This window comes from Variovorax nitratireducens, from assembly GCF_051216545.1.
Classification (GTDB): domain Bacteria; phylum Pseudomonadota; class Gammaproteobacteria; order Burkholderiales; family Burkholderiaceae_C; genus Variovorax.
On sequence record NZ_JBPJZO010000007.1, the window covers coordinates 48,587 to 67,500 of the forward strand.

Consider the following 18,914-nt stretch of genomic DNA (forward strand, 5'->3'; position numbering starts at 1 on the left):
CGATGCCCCGCCAGCCGCGCAGGGCCCACTACCACGTCTACGTGGTCGCCCTCGACGACCCGGTCTGGAACAGCCCGCGCTTTCGCCGCGCCAATCCCGAATACCAGCTCGGCAAGCCGTTCGTCTATGTCGGCATGACGGGGCTTGACCCGGACATCCGATTCGACAAACACAAGGCCGGCATCCAGGCGAACGTGTTCGTGCGCGACTTCGGCCTGGGGCTGCTGCCCGCGCTGTACGAGCGCTACAACCCGATGGGGTACGACGACGCGAGAGCGATGGAAGTCGAGCTCGGCATCCGCCTGCGCGCGCTGGGCTACGGCGTCTGGCAGGCCTGACCGTGCAGTACTGCACGGTTCAGAGCCCTCCAGCGTGGGTAACAGCCATCGCCGCATCAGGACAAACCCTCTATGATTTGCTTTTGTAATTAATTGTTGCAAGGGTCAAACAATGTTGATGGATGCGTCGCGCAGAAGATTCGGCCAGGCGGCGGGTGCCATGGCGTTGTTGGGTCTTGCAGGTCCGTTGCAGGCTCAAACGGCGAAGCACCATGGCACGCACGGGGCCACCAGCAAGCTGGTGGTGGGCCAGTCGATCCCGATGACCGGTGCGGCCAACGAGATCGGCATGGCGTTCGCCGCCGGCGCCAAGCTGTTCGTGGGGGCTTACAACGAGCAGGTTGGCCGCACGGGCGGCACGGTGCTCGAGCTGCGCCAGCTCGACGACGGCTACCAGGCTGACAAGGCCAAGGCGAATGCCTCGAAATTGCTGGCCAATGGCGCCGACGTGCTGTTCGGCTTTGTCGGCACGGCCAGCACCGAGGCCGGCGCAGCGGTCGCGCAGCAGCAGGGCGCACCTTTCTTCGCGCCGTTCGCGGCGGCCGATGTGCTGCGCGACAAGGCACACGGCAACGTGTTCCACGTGCGGCCCAGCATGGCCGACGAGGCGTTTGCGATGCTGCGGCAATGCAGCACACTGGGCCAGAACCGCATTGCCGTGGTGGTGGACGACGACGCCATGGGTCGCGCGGCGCTGCAGGCGATCCAAGACGCCGCGACCGAGCTGAAGATGGCCGCCCCGGTGGTGGTGGCGAAGGTGCAGCCGGGCAGCACGCAGGTCGCGGAAGCGGTCGCGGCCATCTCCAAGGCGCAGCCTCAGGCGATCCTGCAGGCCTCGCTGTCGCAGACCACCTCCGCCTTCGTGCGCGAAATGCGCAAGACCGGCTACGCCAGCGCGCTGATGACGTTTTCGGTGGTGGGCATCGACCCGCTCTACACCTCGCTCGGCAAGGACATTCGCGGCGTGATCATTTCGCAGGTGGTGCCCTCGCCCCGCGAAACCAGCCGCACGGCGATCGTCAAGGAATACCTCGCGGCACTGGCCGATTCCGACCAGATCGCCTCGTACGAAGGGCTGGAGGGCTTCATCGCCGCCAAGTCGCTCGGCGAGGCGGTTCGCCGCGCCGGCCCGGCCCCCTCGCGGGCCGCGTTGCTCAAGGCCATGACAGGCATGGTCGACTACGACGTGGGCGGCTTTCGCATCAACCTGCGGCCGCCGCTGCGCGATGTGACCCGCTCGGTGGATCTGGTCTACATCACGGCCGAAGGCCGGGTTCTGCGTTAAGGATGAACGCCATGAAGTTGTATTGCGCACCCGGGCTGGCCTTGCTGCTGGCGCTGGCCGGCACACCCGCACTGGCCCAGGTGCACCGCTGCGTCGACGCCAATGGCAAGGTGTCTTTTTCCGACACCGTGTGCAACGGCGAACGCGCGCAGAAGGTGTTCGGCAGCGGCGCCTCGGCGCGCGGCTGGACAGTCGAGCCCTACCGTCCGCCGGCGTCGGCCAGCACCACGCAGGTCGCCAAGGCCGCTGCGCCGGCGAGCAAGTAGGCGCTCATCGGCGTTTATCGGCGCTCATCCGTCGATAGTTGCATCTTCATGAGTACGTGACCCACTTCTCGTACGCCGGGCCGTCGAGGTGCGGCAGCGTGTTGTAGGTCACGAGCATGTGGCGCTTGGGCGTGAAGGCGAACTCGGTGACCGAGGTGTTGCGGATGCGCAGGTTGAGCTCGATCGTGGTTTCTGGGCTGGTGCCAAGCACCTGGCCGACCGCGGTCGAGATCGGCCCGCCGCTCGACACCACCAGCACGCGGGCGCCATGGTGCCGGGCGCGCACATGGTCGAGTGCGGTCGTCACGCCGGCCAGAAAGTCGACATAGCTCGGCATGCCGACCGGCTCGGTCTTGCCCTGCATCCACGCGGCTAGGCCGTCGCGCAGCAGCCGGAAATGCTTGCGGTAGAGCTCGGGCGTATCGGCCTTGGGCAGCTTCTCGGGATGGATCGTCGCCACGACGGCTTCGCTGTCGTATTCGTTGAGGCCCGGCCAGGGCAGCACGTCATCGCGGCTGAGCCCCAGGCCCCGGGCGATGCCCTCCCAGGTTTGCCGGTGTCGCTTGAGGGTGCCGGTGATCACCGCGTCGAAGGTCATGCCGCGCTCGCGCCAGTACGCGCCGAGCCGCTCGCTCTGCCGTTGGCCGAGTTCGCTCAGGTTGTCGTAGTCGGCCGCGCCGAAAGAAGCTTGCCCGTGGCGCACGAGGTAGAGGGTTCCCATGAGGACGATTCTGGCAAAGCGCGGCGACACTGCTTGTCCCGGCTGCGACGGGCGGAACTTGGGGCCGTGGCGCCGAGTCCCAATGCGATGGCCGCCCACACCCCTCATCCTCTGCGGCGCCGCACCCTCGGTGCCGCGCTGATCGTCATGCCTGCGCTCTGGCTCGGCGCGCGGGCGCAGCAGCCCGCGGCGGCGCGGCGTTTTTTGACGCCGTCGCAGACCGAGGGGCCGTTCTATCCGGTCGAACTGCCGGCCGATTCCGACCCCGACTTGCTGCACAACGGCGGCCGCGCGCCATACCGCGGCGGCCAGCCGGCCTGGGTCGACGGCACGGTGAGCGACACCGAGGGCCGGCCGGTGGCTGGTGCGCAGGTCGAGATATGGCAGTGCGACGAGCATGGCCACTACCACCATCCCGGCGACGGCAACCGGGCCGATGCGGCGTTTCAGGGTTTCGGCCGCGTCACGGCCGGTGCCGACGGGCGTTACCGCTTCCGCACGATCCGGCCGGTGCCCTATTCCGGCCGCACGCCGCATATCCACGTGAAGGTGAAGCTCGGCTCGCGCGAACTGCTGACCACACAGCTCTACGTGGAGGGTGACCCCGGCAACGCGCGCGACGGCATCTGGCGCCGGCTCGACGACGCGAGCCGCGCAGCCGTCACGGTGCCGTTCGAGCGCGGCAGCGACGGCTTGCAGGCACGCTTCCCGATCGTGGTCGCGGCCTGAACCTCAGCCGCCGTTGGGCGCGTACACCGTGCGTTGCGCGACTTCGACTTCGACTTCGACTTCGATCTCGTCGCGGGTGAACTTCATTTTTTCTCGGTGAGCGCAACGCGCACCGCCAGAGCGGCCAGCACGCTGCCCATGACGTAGCGCTGCGCACGCAGCCAGCCGGTGCTTTGCGACAGCACCGCGGTGATGCTGGCGGCGCCAACGATCATCAGGGTGTTGACCAGGGCGCTGCTCGCGATCTGCGCCGCGCCGAGTTGTGCGCTCTGCCACAGCACCGAGCCGCGCTCCGGGTGGATGAACTGCGGGAAGAACGAGAGATAGAACATCGCGACCTTCGGGTTCAGCAGGTTCGTCAGAAAGCCCATGCGGAACAGCCTGGCTGGCGGGTCGGCCGGCAGCGCGCGGGGCTCGAACGGCGCCGTGCCGCCTGGCTTGACAGCCTGCCAGGCGAGCCACATCAGATAGGCCGCGCCGGCGTAGCGGATCGCGTCGAAAGCCAGTGGCACAGCCAGCAGCAGTGCGGTGAGCCCGAGCGCCGCTGCGACCAGGTGCACCAGGAACGCGAGCAGCACACCGCCCAGCGAGACCAATCCGGCGCGCCGGCCCTGCACCAGCGTGCGCGAGACGCAATAGATCATGTTCGGCCCCGGCGTCAGCGCGAGCAACAGGGCGGCGAGCGCAAACCAGGCGAGTTCGGAAGCTGCGAGCATGGTCAGAGCCCCTTCGACTCGATCGTGACGAGGCCGCGCGGCGTGCGCAGCGTGGCCAGGAGGTTCGGCGGGCCCTGGCGCAGGTCGATCGCGGTGAAACCGATCACGTCGAGCGCGGCGCGCAGCGTGTCCAGGCGCGGATGCACCGCGGCCAACGCGACCAGTTCGAGGCCCGATGTCGGCATGCTGTCGACCGGGTGCACCGGGCCCCACTGGATCAGGGTTGGCAGCGCGCCGTAGAACAGGCGCTGGCCGTCGTCGCGCACGCTGATCTGCCATTCGAGTAGCCCCGCCTTCGTGGCGCGCGAAGCTTCGAGCAGGTGGCCGCGGTCGATGTGCGCCTGCGGGTTCGCCAGCGCGTGCAGCGATGCCTTCGCATCGGGCACCCGCGCCACGAAATGCACGAGTTGCGGCCCGTTGTGCGCGAGCCCGGCCTGCAGGGCCGCATCGTCGAGGTCGAACCAGCGGTGCAGCCCGGCCGCGCGCGCCGGTTGCTTCGCCGGATCGATCGCGATGATCTCGAGGTAGGCGCGCGGGAAAGCCGGCGCCGCGATGTTCAGCAGCCGGTTGTGCGTGCCCATGAGCGGGTGCGCGCCACCGAGGCCGGGCGTCACGCCGAGCGTGGCTTCGCACCACTGCACGCCCTCGTCGAGCGTGCGCGCGGCGATTACCAGGTGGTCGACTTCGGCGCGGGGTGGTGCAGTCATGGCTACAGCGCCACGTGGCCTTCGATGCAAGCCACCGCATCCCCGCCGATCCAGACCTGGCCGGCCGTGTCGCGCTCCACGCTGACGCGCCCGTCGCGTCCCATGCACTGCCCCTGCCCGGCGAGGTAGCGCTCGGGCAGATGGCCGTCGGCGATGAGCCATTGCGCCAGGCTGGCATTGAGGCTGCCCGTGACCGGGTCTTCCTCGACGCCGACCGGCGCCGCGAAGGCGCGCACTTCGAGCCCGATGGTGGCGGGTGCTGCGCTACCCGCGAAGGCCCTGGCCTCGCGGTTCGAGCGCGCGATCAGACGGGTCGCCGTAGGCGCCCGGGCGACCGCCGCCACGCCCACTTTTTGCCCCAGTTCCTTGAGCGTGCGGTGATCGGGCTTGAGCGCCAGAACCGCATCGACGTCGTCCAGCAGCAGGCCGAGCCAGACCGGCCCGTTGTCCAGCAACTGCGCGGCCACGATCTGCTGCGCCTTCAGGCCCAGCGCGGCGGCCACCCTGGCCAGCACGCTCGGGCTCGGTGAACTGCGCTGGAGCGGCGGCGCGGCAAAGGCCAGGCGCTGGCCCTCGCGCCGGATCGGGATCAGGCCGGCCTTGCACTCCTGCACGATCCGGTCGGCTGCCTTGGGCTTGCCGCCGGCCTTCAGCCACGCATGGCAACTGCCGAGCGTGGGATGGCCGGCGAACGGCAACTCGCCGCCGGGCGTGAAGATGCGCACGCGGTAGTCCGCGCCCGGCGCGGTCGGCGGCAACAGGAACGTGGTTTCCGACAGGTTCGTCCATTGCGCAAAGCGCTGAAGTTCCGCGTCGTCGAGGTCGCTGCCGTCAAGCACCACGGCCACGGGGTTGCCGCGGTAGGGCACCGCGGTAAATACATCGATCTGCTGGAAGGGGCGGGTTTTCATCCGGGGCGTCACTCGAGGGGGAGGTCCAGCACACCGCGCGCGCCGGAGCGCGCCTTCAGTTCGGCGAACCAGCGCTCCACGTTCGGCCAGGCCGGGTGCGTGTACTCGGTGGCCGGCAGGCCGAACCAGCGGTGCGCCTCGCAGCCGAGCGGAATGTCGGCCATCGTGAAGTTGTCGCCCAGCATGAAGCGGCGCGTCGCCAGGTGTGCGTCGAGCATCGCGAACAGCGGCTCGGTCGCGGTCACCGAGCGCGCGATCACCGCGATGTCGCGTTCGGCCGGCGGCACGCGGATCCATTGCCTGAAAGCGCCGGCGCTGACCGGGTTCAAGGTGGTCTGCTGCCAGTCCATCCAGCGCTCGGCATCGAAGCGTTCGGCCAGCAGGTCGGGGTAGAGCCGACCCGAGGAGTGCTTGGCGCACAGGTAGCGCACGATCACGTTCGACTCCCACAGCACCACGCGCTCGACGCCTTCGCCATCATCGATCACCGGCACCAGCGCGTTCGGATTCAGCGCAATGTATTCAGGCGTCTGCACCACGCCGTACTGGCCGCCGGCCTCGGTGCGCTGGAAGTCGAGCGCAAGCTCCTGCGCGCACCAGACCACCTTGCGCACGTTGATCGAGCTGATGCGGCCCCAGATGTTGAGCATGTCGTTTCCTTTTTCGGGGTCACGGTCAGCCGAGCGTCGGGGCCAGCCGTCGCTCCGGTTGCGCGCCGGATTGGCCGAGCACTTCGCGCACCGTCGCCGCCAGTGCCGTGATGGCCGTGTCGATCTCGTCGACGTTGGCGGTCACGAACGACAGGCGCATGGTGCGCGGATCGCCCTGGCCCGCGTAGAACGGCGCGCCTGGCACGAAGGCCACGTTGCGCTCCACCGCGCGCGGCAGCAGCGCCACCGTGTCGATGCCCTCGGGCATGCGCAGCCACAGGAACATGCCACCCGCGGGCACGTTGAACTTCACGTCCAGCCCCTTCATTTCGCGCTGCAACGCCGCCACCATCGCATTGCGCTGGCGTTTGTAGAGCGCGCGGATCGTCGGCACGTGGCGATCGAGAAAGTTGTCTTTCATCACCGACGACACCATGCGCTGCGTGAAGATCGGCGTGTGCAGGTCGACCGCCTGCTTGGCCTGCAGCAGCTTGGGGTAGACGGCCTTCGGTGCGACCAGAAACCCGAGCCGCAAGCCCGGCGCCAGCACCTTCGAGAACGAGCCCAGGTAAATGCAGCCTTCGGGATTGCGCGCGGTCAACGGCAGCGGCGGCGCTTCGTCGAACCAGAGTTCGCCGTACGGGTTGTCTTCGACGATCGGCAGGCCCGCCCTCGCCGCCGCCTGCGACACCGCCACGCGACGCGCTTCGGTCATGGTGCGGCCGGTCGGGTTCTGGAAGTTGGGCAGCAGGTAGACGAAGCGCGCATCGCCGGCCTTGGCGACCAGGTCGTCGACGATCACGCCTTCATCGTCGCTTGCCACGCTCACCGGCACCGGCTCCATCGGGCCGAAGGCCTGCAGCGCACCAAGGTAGGTCGGCGTCTCGACCAGCACCGTGCTGCCCGGATCGAGCAGCACCTTGGCCACCAGATCCAGCCCCTGTTGCGAGCCGGTGGTGATCAACACCTGCGCCGGGTCGACGTCCCACGGCAGCATGTCGGCCACCGCCTGGCGCAGCGGGCCGTAGCCTTCGCTGGCCGCGTATTGCAGCGCGGCCTGGCCGTCGTTGTGCAGCACCTCGGCGCAGGCATCGGCAAAGGCCTGGATCGGGAAGGTCTTGGGCGAGGGCAGGCCGCCGGCCAGGCTGATGATGCCGGGGCGCTCGGTGACCTTGAGGATTTCACGCAGCACCGATGGGTTCATCTTCTCGGCGCGGGCGGCCAGCTTCCAGTTCAAGGTTGTCATGTGTTGTTCTCCGTTCGGTGGGTCAGTGAGTCAGCAAAGGATATAGCGAGGCCACCAGCGCCAACGCGGCGAGGGTGTTGAAGACGCGCAGGAAGGCGGGCCGCTGCAGATGGCGGCGCATGCTGCTGCCGAACAGCGCCCATGAGCCGGTGCTGGGCATGTTGATGACGCCCATCACGCCGACCAGCGCCATCAGTTGCCACAGCGAGTGGTGGGCCGGCAGGTAGGTGGTGATGGCACCCAGCGCCATCACCCAGGCCTTCGGGTTGACCCACTGGAAGGCGGCCGCGGCGGCAAAGCCCATGGGGCGTGCCTGCTGGGCCTCGCCCGCAGCCGCATCGGCGACCGGCTTGCTGCGAAAAATCTTCCAGGCCAGATACAGCATGTAGGCACCGCCGGCGTAGCGCATCATGGTGTAGAGCACCGGGTAACGCTCGAACACCGTGCCGAGCCCCATGCCCATCAGCACGATCATGAGACAGAAGCCCACCGTGATGCCCGTCATGTGCGGCAGCGAGCGGGCCAGGCCGAAGTTCACGCCGGACGCCAGCATCATGGTGTTGTTGGGCCCGGGCGTGATCGAGCTGACGAAGGCGAAGAGGCAGAAAGCCAGCCAGGTTTCGGCGCTCATGGTGTGGGTGTCTCCGGTGCCGGCTTGAAGGGCGCGGGCCGCAGCGCCGCGGGCGGCTGGGAGAGCCGCTTGCCGGCCACCACCGTCGCCACCACCGCCGCTGCAAAGCCGAGCGTGACCACATCGAGCGGCTCGCCGAGCAACGGGATTGACGCCAGGATCGACAGGAACGGCTGCAGCAGCTGCGTCTGGCTCACCCGCAGCGCGCCACCGAGCGCCAGGCCGCGGTACCAGGCAAAGAAGCCGATCCACATCGAGAACACGCCGACGTAGACGAAGCCGGCCCAGGCCGAGGCTGCCACCGGTTGCTGCGGCCACAGCACGAAGGTCGCGGGCAGCGTGACCGGCAGCGCCATCGCGCAGACCCAGCAGATCACGCGCTCGGCGCCCAGCGCCGGCGTGACCTGCGAGCCGTAGATGTAGCCGAACGACGCGGCGATGACCGCGCCGACCAGCAGCAGATCCGCCCATTCCAGCCCGAAGCCGTGGCCGTGCTGTTGCGCACGCAACACCGAGAACACCACCACGAGCAGGCTGCCGACCACGGCGCAGACCCAGAAGCCGAGCCGTGCGCGCTGGTGCAGCACCCAGGCCGCGACCATGGCCGACACCAGCGGCAGCAGGGCGGTGATGACGGCGGCATGGCTGGCCGTGACCACGCGCAGCGCGTAGCCCAGCAGCAGCGGGTAGCCGACCGCGTTGCCCAGCAGGGCCAGGCCGAGCGGCTTCCAGTGGTGCGGCGCGGGGCGCGGCGAACGCGTGGCAACCAGAAAGATCACCGACAGCACGCCGGCCAGGGCCGCGCGGCCGAGCGTGACGAACCAGGGCGAGAGCTGCGGCGCCTCGGCTGTGCCGGTGGCCAGGCGCGTCATCGGCAGCGTGACGGCGAAGAAAGCCACGCCCAGCACGCCGAGCCACATGCCGAGGGTTTCGTCCTTGATCCGGATGCTCATACCGTCACCATCCACCAGGCGGTCAGCACCAGTACGGCAGCCATCGCGCGGTTGAACCACAGCAGGCGGCTGCCGTGCACCAGCCAGTCGCGCAGCAACGACCCGGCCAGTGCGTAGACGAAGTTGCTGGTGAAGGCATAGACCAGCATCACCGGTGCGACGATCGCAAAGCGTTGCCATGGATCGGGTTGCCCCGCGATCCAGCCGGCCACCAGCGTGAGCGCCAGCAGCCAGGCCTTGATGTTGAGGAACTGCAGCATCACGCCCTGGCCGAAACCGACGTCGAGCCGCTTGCCTTCGTCACTGCCGAGCGTGCCGCCGCCGCTCAGCTTGTAAGCCAGCCACAGCAGATAGGCCACTCCGAGCGCCTTGATGACCAGGCGCAGCGCGGGCTCCGCCATCACCAGCGCGCCGACACCCGCTGCGCAGAATGCAAGCAGCAGGCTCCAGCCCACCGGCACCGCAAGGATGAAGCGCATCGCGCGCGGCAGGCCGCCGTTGGCCGCGAGCGCGGTCGACAGCGTGGTGTTGGGCCCCGGCGAGAAACTCATCGCGGTGGCCAGCACCAGCAACGCGGTGAATTCTTGCCAGTTCATGGCACAGACTCTAAACTGATGACCATTACAGTACCAATACAGATGGTCGAACAATGGGCTAGTCTGTATCGGCTCGACCAGGGACACAGAAGACCCATGCTGACACGAACCTCGACCCAATCGCTGACCGAGCAACTGGCCGCCCGCTTTGCCGAGCGCATCCGCAACCGCTTGCTGCCGCCCGGTACCCGTCTGCCGTCGGTGCGCGAATGCGCGCGCCAGCAGGGCGTGAGCCCGCACACGGTGGTGGCTGCGTACGACCAGTTGCTTGCGCAGGGCCTGGTCGAGGCGCGGCGGCAACGCGGTTTTTACGTGCGTGATTCGGCTGCGGTGCAGGAAGGGCGGGCGCAAGGCGCCGTCAAGTCAGTGGCGATGCCGTTGCCCGTCGATGCCAGCTCGCTGATCCGGGGCATGTTCCACCGCCAGAGCGACAAGCCGCAGCCCGGCATGGGCGTGTTTCCGCCAGACTGGATGGAGTCGACCTTCCTGCCGACCTCGCTGCGCCGCCTGACGGGCACGCGTGCGTTGCAGGAGCTGTCGCTGCAATACGGCGAGCCGGCCGGCGATACGGCGCTGCGCCGCAGCCTGTCGCAAAAACTCGTCAGCATCAACGTGCCGGCGGGGCCGGACCAGATCATCACCACCATCGGCGCCACGCACGCGCTCGACATCGTGAGCCGGACGCTGTTGCGCGCGGGTGACCCGGTGATGGTCGAGGAGCCGGGCTGGGCGATCGAGTTCGCGCGGCTCGAGTCGCTGGGCATGCGCGTGCTGCCGGTACCGCGCCGCGCCGACGGGCCGGATCTGGATGTGATGGCGCAGTACTGTGAGGCGCATGCGCCGAAATTGTTCGTGAGCGTGAGCGTGTTCCACAACCCGACCGGCTATTGCCTCACGCCCGGGAGCGCGCACCGCGTGCTGCAGCTGGCCAACCAGCACGACTTTCACATCGTCGAGGACGACACCTACAGCCATCTGGCACCCGAGCACGCCACGCGCCTGTGTGCGCTCGACGGGTTGCAGCGAACCATCTACGTGAGCGGCTTTGCCAAGATCCTCGCGCCCAACTGGCGCATCGGTTTCCTGGCGGCACCGCCCGCGCTGTTCGGCCGGTTGCTGGAAACCAAGCTGCTCGCCACGCTGACCACGCCCGCGCTGTTCGAGCGCGCGCTGGCCTGGTGCATCGACCAGGGGCAACTGCGCCGCCACGCCGATCGCATCCGCATCCGCCTGGATGGCGCCCGCGCCCGCACCGTCAAGTTGGCGCTGTCGCACGGATGCACCTTCGTGTCGGAGCCGGCGGGGTTGTTCGGCTGGGTCGACACGGGCGTAGACACCGACGCGCTGACGCAGCGCATGCTGGACGAGGGCTACCTGCTGGCACCGGGCTCGCTGTTCCACGCGCGCCGGCGGCCGTCGACGCTGATGCGGATCAACTTTGCGACGGCGCAGGATGCGGAGTTCTGGAAGGTGTTTGGGCGGGTGCGGGGGTGAGTTTCGACGTGCCTCGTGGGGGGACGCCCGGTGAGCGGTACGGGCCGTCCGACCCTGCTGCGCCGGCCGCTTCGCGGCTGCCCTGCGGTGCTCGCGTTTTGCGGGGTCTCGCAGAACTCGCCTGCGGCTCAAACAGCTGCGAGCCCTGATCCGCAAAACGCTGCGCTCCTCGGCGGCGCAGAAGGGTCGGACAGCCCGTACCGCACACCGGGCTTGGGGTGGTTCGACGGTCTGGCCTTCCGGATGCAACCCCTTCCTGTCCACGTCGGTGGGTGGTATGCGCTGGGGCGGCCGTTGAGGCACCGCCGAGCAGCGCAGGGGCAGGCGGATCAGGGCCGCGTGCTGTTTGAGCCGCAGGCGAGTTCACGCGGACCCCGCCTGACGCGAGCAGCGCAGGGCAGCCCGAAGGGCCGGTGACGTCGGCCGCCCCAGCGCATACCGCCCGCCGACGCACCCCAAAACCAAAAACAGAGTCAATCAAACCGCAGCGACCCCATCCGCTCCACGATCAGATCGTGCAACGTCTGCGCCGCCACCGACAAACTGCCTTCGCGCCGCTGCACCAGATAGATCGTGCGCGTCAGCCCTGGCACCGGCAGGGGGCGCGTCACCAGCGTCTCCCGCCGGAAGTGGAACAGCGTTAGCGCCGGCACCACGCTGATGCCGATGCCGGCCTCGACCAGGCCCATCACGGTGGCGAGGTGCTCCACCTCGAACACAGCGTTGAGGCGCAGCGGATGCAATGCGGCGTCGAGCGACTGGCGCACGCTGCTGTTGCGCGCCATCTGGATGAAGGGCCAGGGCGCGAGTTGCCGGGCGGTGAGCTTGGGCACCTTGGCGAGCGGATGGTCGGCGCGGCAGACCAGGTGAAAACGGTCGCTGCAGAGCTTGCGGCCGCGCAGGTCGCTGGCCGCGGCAGCGCCGGCCCCGGTGGCCGCGAGCGCGAAGTCGGCCTGGTGGCTGCGCAACTGCGCGATGCAGGCGTCCGACAGCGCGTCGTGCAGTTCGACCGTGATGCCGGGCCAGGCCTGCATGAACTCGGCCAGGATCGCCGGCAACCAGCCGGCCGCGAGCGAGGGGAGCGCGGCGATGCTCACGCGGCCCTTGCGTCGCTCCACGTGGTCGGCCAGGTCGCCGATCGCGCCCCGCATGTCGTCGAGCAGGCGCCGCGCCGAGGCCTCGAACAACCGGCCCTCGGGCGTGAGCTGCACGCTGCGCGTGTCGCGATCGAACAGCCGTGCGCCCAGTGCGTCTTCGAGCGTGCGGATCAGCGCACTGAACGCGGGCTGCGACAGGTGGCAGGACTGCGCCGCGCGCGTGAAGTTGCGCTGATCGGCCAGTGCCGTGAAGGCACGCAACTGGCGGGCGGAAAGATCAGGCGCGGACATTGATTTGTAATTTGGATGAATCGATCTGAACTTTCGATTTTACGGATGGCACGCAGGCGCCTACATTCGGCACCACAAAGAGACCGACAAGAGACAAACCAGAATGACAGCCCAGCCCTCGCTTCCCCCGCCGTTGCTGATCGGCTGCGCGGCCGGCTTCTCCGGCGACCGCACCGATGCCGCCGGCCCGGTGGTCGATACGCTGATCGCCCGGCTCGCCACGGGCCCGGCCGGGCAGCGCGCCTTCCTGATCTTCGAAACGCTGGCCGAGCGCACGCTCGCACTGGCCCAGCTGCGACGCCGCGCCGATCCCGAATCCGGCTACGAACCGTTGCTCGATGCGATGCTGCGGCCGGTGCTGGCGCGCTGCCTGGCGCACGGCATCCGTATCGTGAGCAACTTCGGCGCGGGGAATCCGCGCGCCGCGGCGCGCCACATCGCGCGCCTCGCCCGTGAACTCGGCGCGCCGGCGCCTCGCATTGCGGTGGTGGAGGGCGACGATCTGTCGGCGCCAGCCCAGCGCGACCTGCTGCGTGCCGAGCTCGGCGCGCAACTGGACGGGCTGCGCATCGTCAGCGTCAACGCCTACATCGGCGCCGAGCCGATCGCCGCCGCGCTCGATGCGGGCGCGCAGATCGTGGTGTGCGGCCGCGTGGCCGACCCGTCGCTCACCGTCGGCCCGGCGATGTCGCACTTCGGCTGGCGCGCCGACGACTGGGAAAAGCTGGGCCGCGCGACCATGGCCGGCCACTTGCTCGAATGCGGCGCGCAGGTCTGCGGGGGCTATTTCGCCGATCCCGGCTTCAAGGATGTGCCGGGCCTTGCCGAGGTGGGCTTTCCGATTGCCGAGATCGAAGCCGATGGCCACTGCACCGTCGGCAAGTCCGACGGCACCGGCGGGTTCGTGACCGAGGCGACTGTGAAGGAGCAACTGCTCTACGAGGTGCACGACCCGGTGGCCTACCTGACACCCGACGTCATCGCCGACATCGGCGAGGCCGAGGTGCAGGCCGCAGGCGTGAACCGCGTCGCGCTTACGGGCGTGCGCGGCCATGCACGGCCGACGCACTACAAGGTCAACGTCTGCCACGAGGGCGGCTGGCTGGCCGAGGGCGAGATCTCGTACGCCGGCGCGCGCGCCGAGGCGCGCGCGCGGCTTGCGGCCGATGTGCTGCGCAGCCGGCTGGCCGGCCTCTCGTTGCGGGTCGACCTGATCGGCGCGATCAGCATCCTGGCCGACGACGCCGGCCGCGCGCTCGCGGCCACGCCCGACGGCGGCGCGCGCGACGTGCGGCTGCGGGTCGCGGCCACGCACGACGACCGCGCCGAGGCCCAGCGGCTGGGGCGCGAGGTGATGGCGCTCTACACCTGTGGCCCGGCCGGCGGTGGCGGCGTGCGCAGCTCGCTCACGCCCCGGCTCAACACGATCTCGTGCCTGTTGCCGCGCGACGCGGTGCCCGTAAGTTTCGAAATGGTGTGAAAAAACTCGCCCCCAGTCTTCGCGCACTGCGTGTCGCTACGCCAACCCCCTGCCGGGGGCAACACCAGCGGCCCGGCGAAGCCGGTTCCGCGGTGTTTCTCGGGAAGGCATTTCTTCAGGAAAAAAATTGACATGAGCACGCACTCTGCATTTCCGCTTTACCGCGCTGCACACGGCCGCACGGGTGACAAGGGCGACCGCTCCAACATCAGCGTGATCGCCTGGCACCCGGCACTGTGGCCGCTGCTGGTGGAGCAGGTCACGCCCGAGGCTGTGGCCGCGCAGTTCCGCCATCGCGCGCCAAGCCGCGTGCAGCGCTTCGTGCTGCAGAAGCTGCAGGCAATGAACTTCGTGCTCGACGCGGTGCTCGACGGCGGCGTCAACGACGCGCTCAACCTCGACACCCACGGCAAGTCGCTTTCGTTCCTGCTGCTCGAGTTGCCGATCCAGGTGCCTCCCGGGTTGCAACACCTGCTGGCCGGCCCGCCCGAAGGCTGATTTCGTTTTTTGACAAACCATCTGGAGACAAGAACCATGAACCGCTTCCATTCCATCGCGCTCGCCGCCGCCGCCCTTGCATTGGCGCCGGCACTGGCGCAAGCCCAGGCCTTCCCCGAAAAGGCCATCACCTTCGTCGTGCCCTTTGCGGCCGGCACCGCCACCGACCAGATCGCACGCGCCATCGGCAACGGTGTCACGGCCGAAACCAGGCAGCCGGTGGTGATCGACAACAAGGCCGGCGCCAGCGGCTTCATCGCCTCGCAGCAGGTCGCCAAGGCCGCGCCCGACGGCTACACGGTGCTGATCACCACCAACACCACGCACGCGGCCAACGAGCACCTGTTCAAGAAGCTGCCGTACGACCCGGTCAAGGATTTCTCGCCAATCGGCGCGCTGGGCAAGGGCGGCCAGATCATGGTGGTGAACCCGGCGTTCCCCGCGAAGACGGTGGCCGAGTTCGTCGCGCTCGCGAAGAAGGAGCCGGGCAAGTACACCTTCGGCAGCGGCAGTTCGTCGAGCCGCATCGCGGGCGAACTGTTGCAGCAGATGGCCGACATCAAGCTGCTGCACGTGCCGTACAAAAGCAACACGCTGGCCGTGACCGACCTGCTCGGCGGGCAGATCAACATGATGATCACCGACGCGGCCACCGGCCTGCCGCAAATCAAGGGCGGCAAGCTGCGCGCGCTTGGAGTGTCGGGCGCCAGCCGCTCGCCGCTCGCACCCGATGTGCCGACCATTGCCGAAGCCGGCGTGAAGGGCTACGAGATGGGCTACTGGTTTGCCGCCTACGCACCCGCGAAGACGCCAGCCGCAGTGGTCAAGCGCCTCAACGAGCTGCTGACCCGCGCCGCGAAAAGCGAGGCTGCGAAAGCCGCGTTCTACGAGCCGACCGGCACGGAGGTGTTCACGACATCGCCGGAAGAACTTGCGAAGTTCCAGACCGGCGAATCGCAGAAGTGGGGCCGCATCGTGAAGGCGGCCGGCATCGAAGCCGAATAAGAACACCCCCCGACATGGCCGTGATGCGGCAGATCCCGGCGGGCTTCGATGTCAAAGCGCCGTGTCTGCTGGCCGTGCCGGCGGTTCAGAGCATGCTGTCCGGCGCCAGCGGGCCGAGCAGCTTGAGCATGAGCTTGAGGCCGATGCTCGCGTCGGGCTCGATCGTGGTGTCTTTCAGGTTGCTGCCCTGCGGCGCCCGCCAGGTCAGCCGGCCGTCCACCAGCTCCACATGCCAGGCGCCTTCGCGCAGCGTGGTTTCGATCACGCCGGTGGCAGTACTCGAAAGCGCCGTGCTGCCGATCAGCAGCGCGACCTCGGTGTTTTGCAGTTGCGAGCGCAGATCAAGGTTCATCGAGCCGACCACCAGCAGCCGGCCGTCCATCACCAGCACCTTGGAATGCAGCATTGCGCGCGATTCGCCTGTGACAGCCGCACCGGAAGAGCCGAAGGCGCTGCTGATCCCGGCCTGCTCGCTGCGCATTTCATAGAGCTCGACGCCGAGCTTGAGCAGTGCCTCGCGGTGCCGCGCGTAGCCCACATGCGCGATCGGCGCGTCGTTGGACGCCAGCGAGTTGGTCAGCACCCGCACGCGGACGCCGCGCGCCCGTGCGCTGGCGAAGGCCTGCTTCATGTCTGGGCCGGGCACGAAATAGGGCGAGATGATGAGTAGATCGCGCTGCGCCTGGCCGATCAGTTGCAGCAGGCCTTCAACCAGCGTGTCGCTGCCGGTCGCGCTATCTGCCGCGTCCGCGAAGGAGGTCTGCCGCCGGTCGTTGCTGTTGGCGCGCGGTGCATTGGCCGGCTGCGTGACCGCCCGACCGGGCGTGCCGGCGGCCTCGTCGGCAGGGGTGGCGATCTTGCCAGGCTTGTCGACCAGCATGACAGCTGGCGCCCAGACCAGGGCGGTGGCCTGCAGGTCGAGCGGCTTCTGATCCCAGACCCGGGCGCGCTGGCTTTCGTCGGGCGGCGTGGGCGCGGCCGTTTCTGCGCTGGGCTGGCGATCCCGTTCGGCACGTGCCTTGTCGCGGATCGCGTCGAGCTCCTCGCGGGTGACCAGAGATTGCACGGGATAGGCGCGCTCGTTGTTCCAGTAGCTGTCGAAGCTGCGCGACAGATCCTGCACGATCGGCCCGGCCGCGAGCACGTCGATGTCGACGAAGTTGCCGCTCTTGCCGATGCCGAAGTAGGCATCGCCCAGGTTGCGGCCACCGGTCACGCCAAGCACGTTGTCTGCCAGAAACAGCTTGTTGTGCATGCGCTGCTGGATGCGCGACGCCTCGTCGATCGAATTGAACAGCCGGGCTAGCGACGAGCCGCGCGCACCGGCGAGCGGGTTGAACAGGCGGATTTCGATGTTCTTGTCGTAGGCGAGCCGCAGCACCAGCGCGTCGCGACCGGTGCTATGCAAGTCGTCGATCAGGATGCGCACACGCACCCCACGCGCCGCCGCTTCGCGCACCGCTGTCATGAGACGGCGCGTGCTGGCATCGGCGTGGATCGCGTAGTACTGGAGGTCGAGCGTCTTTTGTGCGCCCTCCACCAGCGCCAGCCGGCTGCCATACGCCGCCTGCGGGCCGTCGAGTAACACGAAGCCCGAGTCAAAACGGGCCTTGGCAGCGTCGCGGCGTTGTTGCACCAGGGCCGCGAAGGGCGTGCCGGCAGGGGACGCAAGCGCGGTCGACACGGGACGTTCGACATGGGTGGGCAATTGGGCGCAGCCGGCCGCTAGCGTCAGAGCGGTGGCCAGGAGTGCGGGGATCCAGCGCTGGAGAAGTGGCATCAGAGGTATTTGGAGTCGAAATAGCCGCTTTTATATAACTGAGCGCGGCGTTGGGCCGCGTCGGAGAGACGCGCCGGGCTCAGCGGGCCGGAGCGCCCAGCGTTTCCCAGCGCTCCAGTGCGGTCATCAGTTCGTCATCGATCTGCGCATGGCGTTCGCCAAGCTCGACGGCGCGCGACGCTTCGCTGGAATAGATGGCGCCGCCGTCGTGCTCAAGCAACTCGGTGATGCGCTTCTGTTCGTCTTCGAGCTCGGCGATCTGGGCGGGGAGCGCCTCAAGCTCGCGCTGCTCCTTGTAGCTGAGCTTCTTGCGCGGTGCGTTGGCTGTGGCCGCGGCGGGCGGGGGCGACGGGGCTGCTGCTGGCGGGGGCGGGGGCGGCGGCGCAGCGGCCGCACGCTGCAAACCGATCTCCTTGGCGCGTTTGGACTGGATCAGCCAATCCTGCACGCCGCCCTCGTATTCGCGCCAGCGGCCGTCGCCCTCGAAAGCGATCGTGCTGGTGACCACGTTGTCGAGGAAGGTGCGGTCGTGGCTCACGAGGAACACGGTTCCGTCATAGTTCTGCAGCAGGTCTTCCAGCAGTTCGAGCGTGTCGATGTCGAGGTCGTTGGTCGGTTCGTCGAGCACCAGCACATTGGCCGGGCGTGCAAACAGGCGCGCCAGCAGCAGCCGGTTGCGCTCCCCGCCGCTGAGCGATCGCACCGGCGAATTGGCCCGCGCCGGCGAGAACAGGAAGTCGCCGAGGTAGCTCTTCACATGCTTGCGCTGCTTGCCGATCTCGATCCACTCGCTGCCGGGGCTGATGAAGTCTTCCAGTGTGGCGTCGAGGTTCAGCGCCTCGCGCATCTGGTCGAAGTACGCCACTTCGAGGTTCGAGCCGCGCCGTACCTTGCCGGTGTCGGGCTCGAGCGTGCCGAGGATCATCTTGAGCAGGGTGGTCTTACCGGCACCGTTCGGGCCGATCAGGCCGATCTTGTCGCCGCGGAGGATGGTGGCGCTGAAGTCGCGCACGATGGTGCGGTCGCCGTAAGACTTGGAGGCCTCTGTGAGTTCGGCCACGATCTTGCCGGTCGGCATGCCGGAGGCCACGTCCATGTTGACGCTGCCCAGCGCTTCCCGCCGGCTGGTACGGCGCTGGCGCAGCGCTTCGAGGCGGCCGATGCGGCTCTGGCTGCGGGTGCGGCGCGCTTCCACCCCCTTGCGGATCCAGACTTCTTCCTGCGCCAGCAGCTTGTCGGCCTTGGCGTTGATCACGGCTTCCTGGGCGAGTTGCTCTTCCTTCTGCACCTGGTATTGGGTGAAGTTGCCCGGGTAGGAGCGCAGCTGGCCGCGGTCGAGTTCGACGATGCGGGTCGCCACGCGATCCAGGAAGGAGCGGTCGTGGGTGATGGTGAGCACGCTGCCCTTGAAGTCGATCAGCAACTGCTCAAGCCATTCGATCGAGTCGAGATCGAGGTGATTGGTCGGTTCGTCGAGCAGCAGCACATCGGGCGCTGTTACCAGCGCCTGCGCGAGGGCA

20 protein-coding genes (1 of these 20 cut by a window edge) are annotated in these 18,914 nt (G+C 68.4%); 8 read left to right on the forward strand and 12 right to left on the reverse strand.

The features are described from left to right. Nucleotides 1-2: 2 nt before the first annotated feature. From ACSFA8_RS17405 to ACSFA8_RS17415, 3 genes are all read left to right on the forward strand, one after another. Nucleotides 3-338 (forward strand): hypothetical protein, encoded by a 336-nt coding sequence (locus ACSFA8_RS17405; RefSeq protein ID WP_435480746.1) that lies wholly within the window; start codon nt 3-5, stop codon nt 336-338. A gap of 160 nt (nt 339-498) precedes the next feature. Next, nucleotides 499-1,623 carry an ABC transporter substrate-binding protein gene (locus ACSFA8_RS17410; RefSeq protein ID WP_435480747.1) on the forward strand — a complete coding sequence of 375 codons (1,125 nt, stop codon included), beginning with the start codon at nt 499-501 and terminating at the stop codon, nt 1,621-1,623. Nucleotides 1,624-1,634: 11 nt separating this feature from the next. Beyond that, a complete protein-coding gene (locus tag ACSFA8_RS17415) occupies nt 1,635-1,889 on the forward strand; it encodes a DUF4124 domain-containing protein (RefSeq protein ID WP_435480748.1) in 255 nt (84 codons plus the stop codon). A gap of 46 nt (nt 1,890-1,935) precedes the next feature. Here ACSFA8_RS17415 and ACSFA8_RS17420 read toward each other — a convergent pair whose 3' ends face one another. Beyond that, entirely contained in the window at nt 1,936-2,610 is a 675-nt protein-coding gene (locus ACSFA8_RS17420) for a histidine phosphatase family protein (RefSeq protein WP_435480749.1), read from the reverse strand. An 87-nt stretch (nt 2,611-2,697) separates the two neighbouring features. On the opposite strand from ACSFA8_RS17420, the gene ACSFA8_RS17425 reads away from it, so the two are divergent. After that, complete coding sequence (locus ACSFA8_RS17425) at nt 2,698-3,339, forward strand: dioxygenase family protein (RefSeq protein WP_435480750.1); 642 nt, start codon at nt 2,698-2,700, stop codon at nt 3,337-3,339. A gap of 83 nt (nt 3,340-3,422) precedes the next feature. Here ACSFA8_RS17425 and ACSFA8_RS17430 read toward each other — a convergent pair whose 3' ends face one another. The 8 genes from ACSFA8_RS17430 to ACSFA8_RS17465 are packed head-to-tail and all read right to left on the reverse strand — an operon-like array spanning nt 3,423 to nt 9,749. After that, nucleotides 3,423-4,055: a LysE family translocator gene (locus tag ACSFA8_RS17430; RefSeq protein WP_286539640.1), complete on the reverse strand. Its 633-nt coding sequence runs from the start codon at nt 4,053-4,055 to the stop codon at nt 3,423-3,425. A gap of 2 nt (nt 4,056-4,057) precedes the next feature. Continuing rightward, nucleotides 4,058-4,762 carry a VOC family protein gene (locus tag ACSFA8_RS17435; protein ID WP_435480751.1) on the reverse strand — a complete coding sequence of 235 codons (705 nt, stop codon included), beginning with the start codon at nt 4,760-4,762 and terminating at the stop codon, nt 4,058-4,060. Between the two features lie 2 nt (nt 4,763-4,764). Then, the gene (locus ACSFA8_RS17440) at nt 4,765-5,673 is read right to left on the reverse strand and encodes a PhzF family phenazine biosynthesis protein (RefSeq protein WP_435480752.1); all 909 of its coding nucleotides are present in this window, start codon (nt 5,671-5,673) and stop codon (nt 4,765-4,767) included. A gap of 8 nt (nt 5,674-5,681) precedes the next feature. Then, on the reverse strand, nt 5,682-6,323 hold the full coding sequence (locus ACSFA8_RS17445) for a glutathione S-transferase family protein (RefSeq protein ID WP_435480753.1): 642 nt from the start codon (nt 6,321-6,323) through the stop codon (nt 5,682-5,684). Between the two features lie 25 nt (nt 6,324-6,348). Beyond that, nucleotides 6,349-7,569, reverse strand: a complete 1,221-nt coding sequence (locus ACSFA8_RS17450; RefSeq protein WP_435480754.1) for an aminotransferase-like domain-containing protein — start codon at nt 7,567-7,569, stop codon at nt 6,349-6,351. A 22-nt stretch (nt 7,570-7,591) separates the two neighbouring features. Beyond that, nucleotides 7,592-8,200, reverse strand: a complete 609-nt coding sequence (locus ACSFA8_RS17455) for a LysE family translocator (RefSeq protein WP_435480755.1) — start codon at nt 8,198-8,200, stop codon at nt 7,592-7,594. Beyond that, on the reverse strand, nt 8,197-9,153 hold the full coding sequence (locus tag ACSFA8_RS17460) for a DMT family transporter (RefSeq protein ID WP_435480756.1): 957 nt from the start codon (nt 9,151-9,153) through the stop codon (nt 8,197-8,199). Before ACSFA8_RS17460 ends, ACSFA8_RS17455 begins: the two co-directional genes overlap by 4 nt. Beyond that, on the reverse strand, nt 9,150-9,749 hold the full coding sequence (locus ACSFA8_RS17465) for a LysE family translocator (RefSeq protein WP_435480757.1): 600 nt from the start codon (nt 9,747-9,749) through the stop codon (nt 9,150-9,152). Before ACSFA8_RS17465 ends, ACSFA8_RS17460 begins: the two co-directional genes overlap by 4 nt. 96 nt (nt 9,750-9,845) lie before the next feature. Here ACSFA8_RS17465 and ACSFA8_RS17470 point away from each other — a divergent pair, with 96 nt between their 5' ends. Continuing rightward, the gene (locus ACSFA8_RS17470) at nt 9,846-11,243 is read left to right on the forward strand and encodes an aminotransferase-like domain-containing protein (protein ID WP_435480758.1); all 1,398 of its coding nucleotides are present in this window, start codon (nt 9,846-9,848) and stop codon (nt 11,241-11,243) included. 473 nt (nt 11,244-11,716) lie between these two features. Here ACSFA8_RS17470 and ACSFA8_RS17475 read toward each other — a convergent pair whose 3' ends face one another. Continuing rightward, the gene (locus tag ACSFA8_RS17475) at nt 11,717-12,631 is read right to left on the reverse strand and encodes a LysR family transcriptional regulator (protein ID WP_435480759.1); all 915 of its coding nucleotides are present in this window, start codon (nt 12,629-12,631) and stop codon (nt 11,717-11,719) included. A 103-nt stretch (nt 12,632-12,734) separates the two neighbouring features. Between ACSFA8_RS17475 and ACSFA8_RS17480 the strand changes: the two genes are divergently transcribed. The 3 genes from ACSFA8_RS17480 (at nt 12,735) to ACSFA8_RS17490 (ending at nt 15,614) form a co-directional block, all read left to right on the forward strand. Further along, nucleotides 12,735-14,111, forward strand: a complete 1,377-nt coding sequence (locus ACSFA8_RS17480; protein WP_435480760.1) for an acyclic terpene utilization AtuA family protein — start codon at nt 12,735-12,737, stop codon at nt 14,109-14,111. A 132-nt stretch (nt 14,112-14,243) separates the two neighbouring features. Continuing rightward, nucleotides 14,244-14,609 (forward strand): AtuA-related protein, encoded by a 366-nt coding sequence (locus tag ACSFA8_RS17485; RefSeq protein ID WP_435480761.1) that lies wholly within the window; start codon nt 14,244-14,246, stop codon nt 14,607-14,609. Between the two features lie 36 nt (nt 14,610-14,645). Beyond that, entirely contained in the window at nt 14,646-15,614 is a 969-nt protein-coding gene (locus ACSFA8_RS17490) for a Bug family tripartite tricarboxylate transporter substrate binding protein (RefSeq protein WP_435480762.1), read from the forward strand. Nucleotides 15,615-15,699: 85 nt separating this feature from the next. On the opposite strand, the gene ACSFA8_RS17495 is transcribed toward ACSFA8_RS17490, so the two are convergent. Both ACSFA8_RS17495 and ACSFA8_RS17500 read right to left on the reverse strand, forming a co-directional pair. Next, a complete protein-coding gene (locus ACSFA8_RS17495; RefSeq protein WP_435480763.1) occupies nt 15,700-17,394 on the reverse strand; it encodes a phospholipase D family protein in 1,695 nt (564 codons plus the stop codon). Between the two features lie 79 nt (nt 17,395-17,473). Beyond that, on the reverse strand, nt 17,474-18,914 hold the 3' portion of the coding sequence (locus ACSFA8_RS17500; protein ID WP_435480764.1) for an ATP-binding cassette domain-containing protein. It continues 464 nt past the right edge of the window; the window shows 1,441 of its 1,905 coding nt (coding positions 465-1,905); its start codon lies beyond the right edge, outside the window; the stop codon is at nt 17,474-17,476.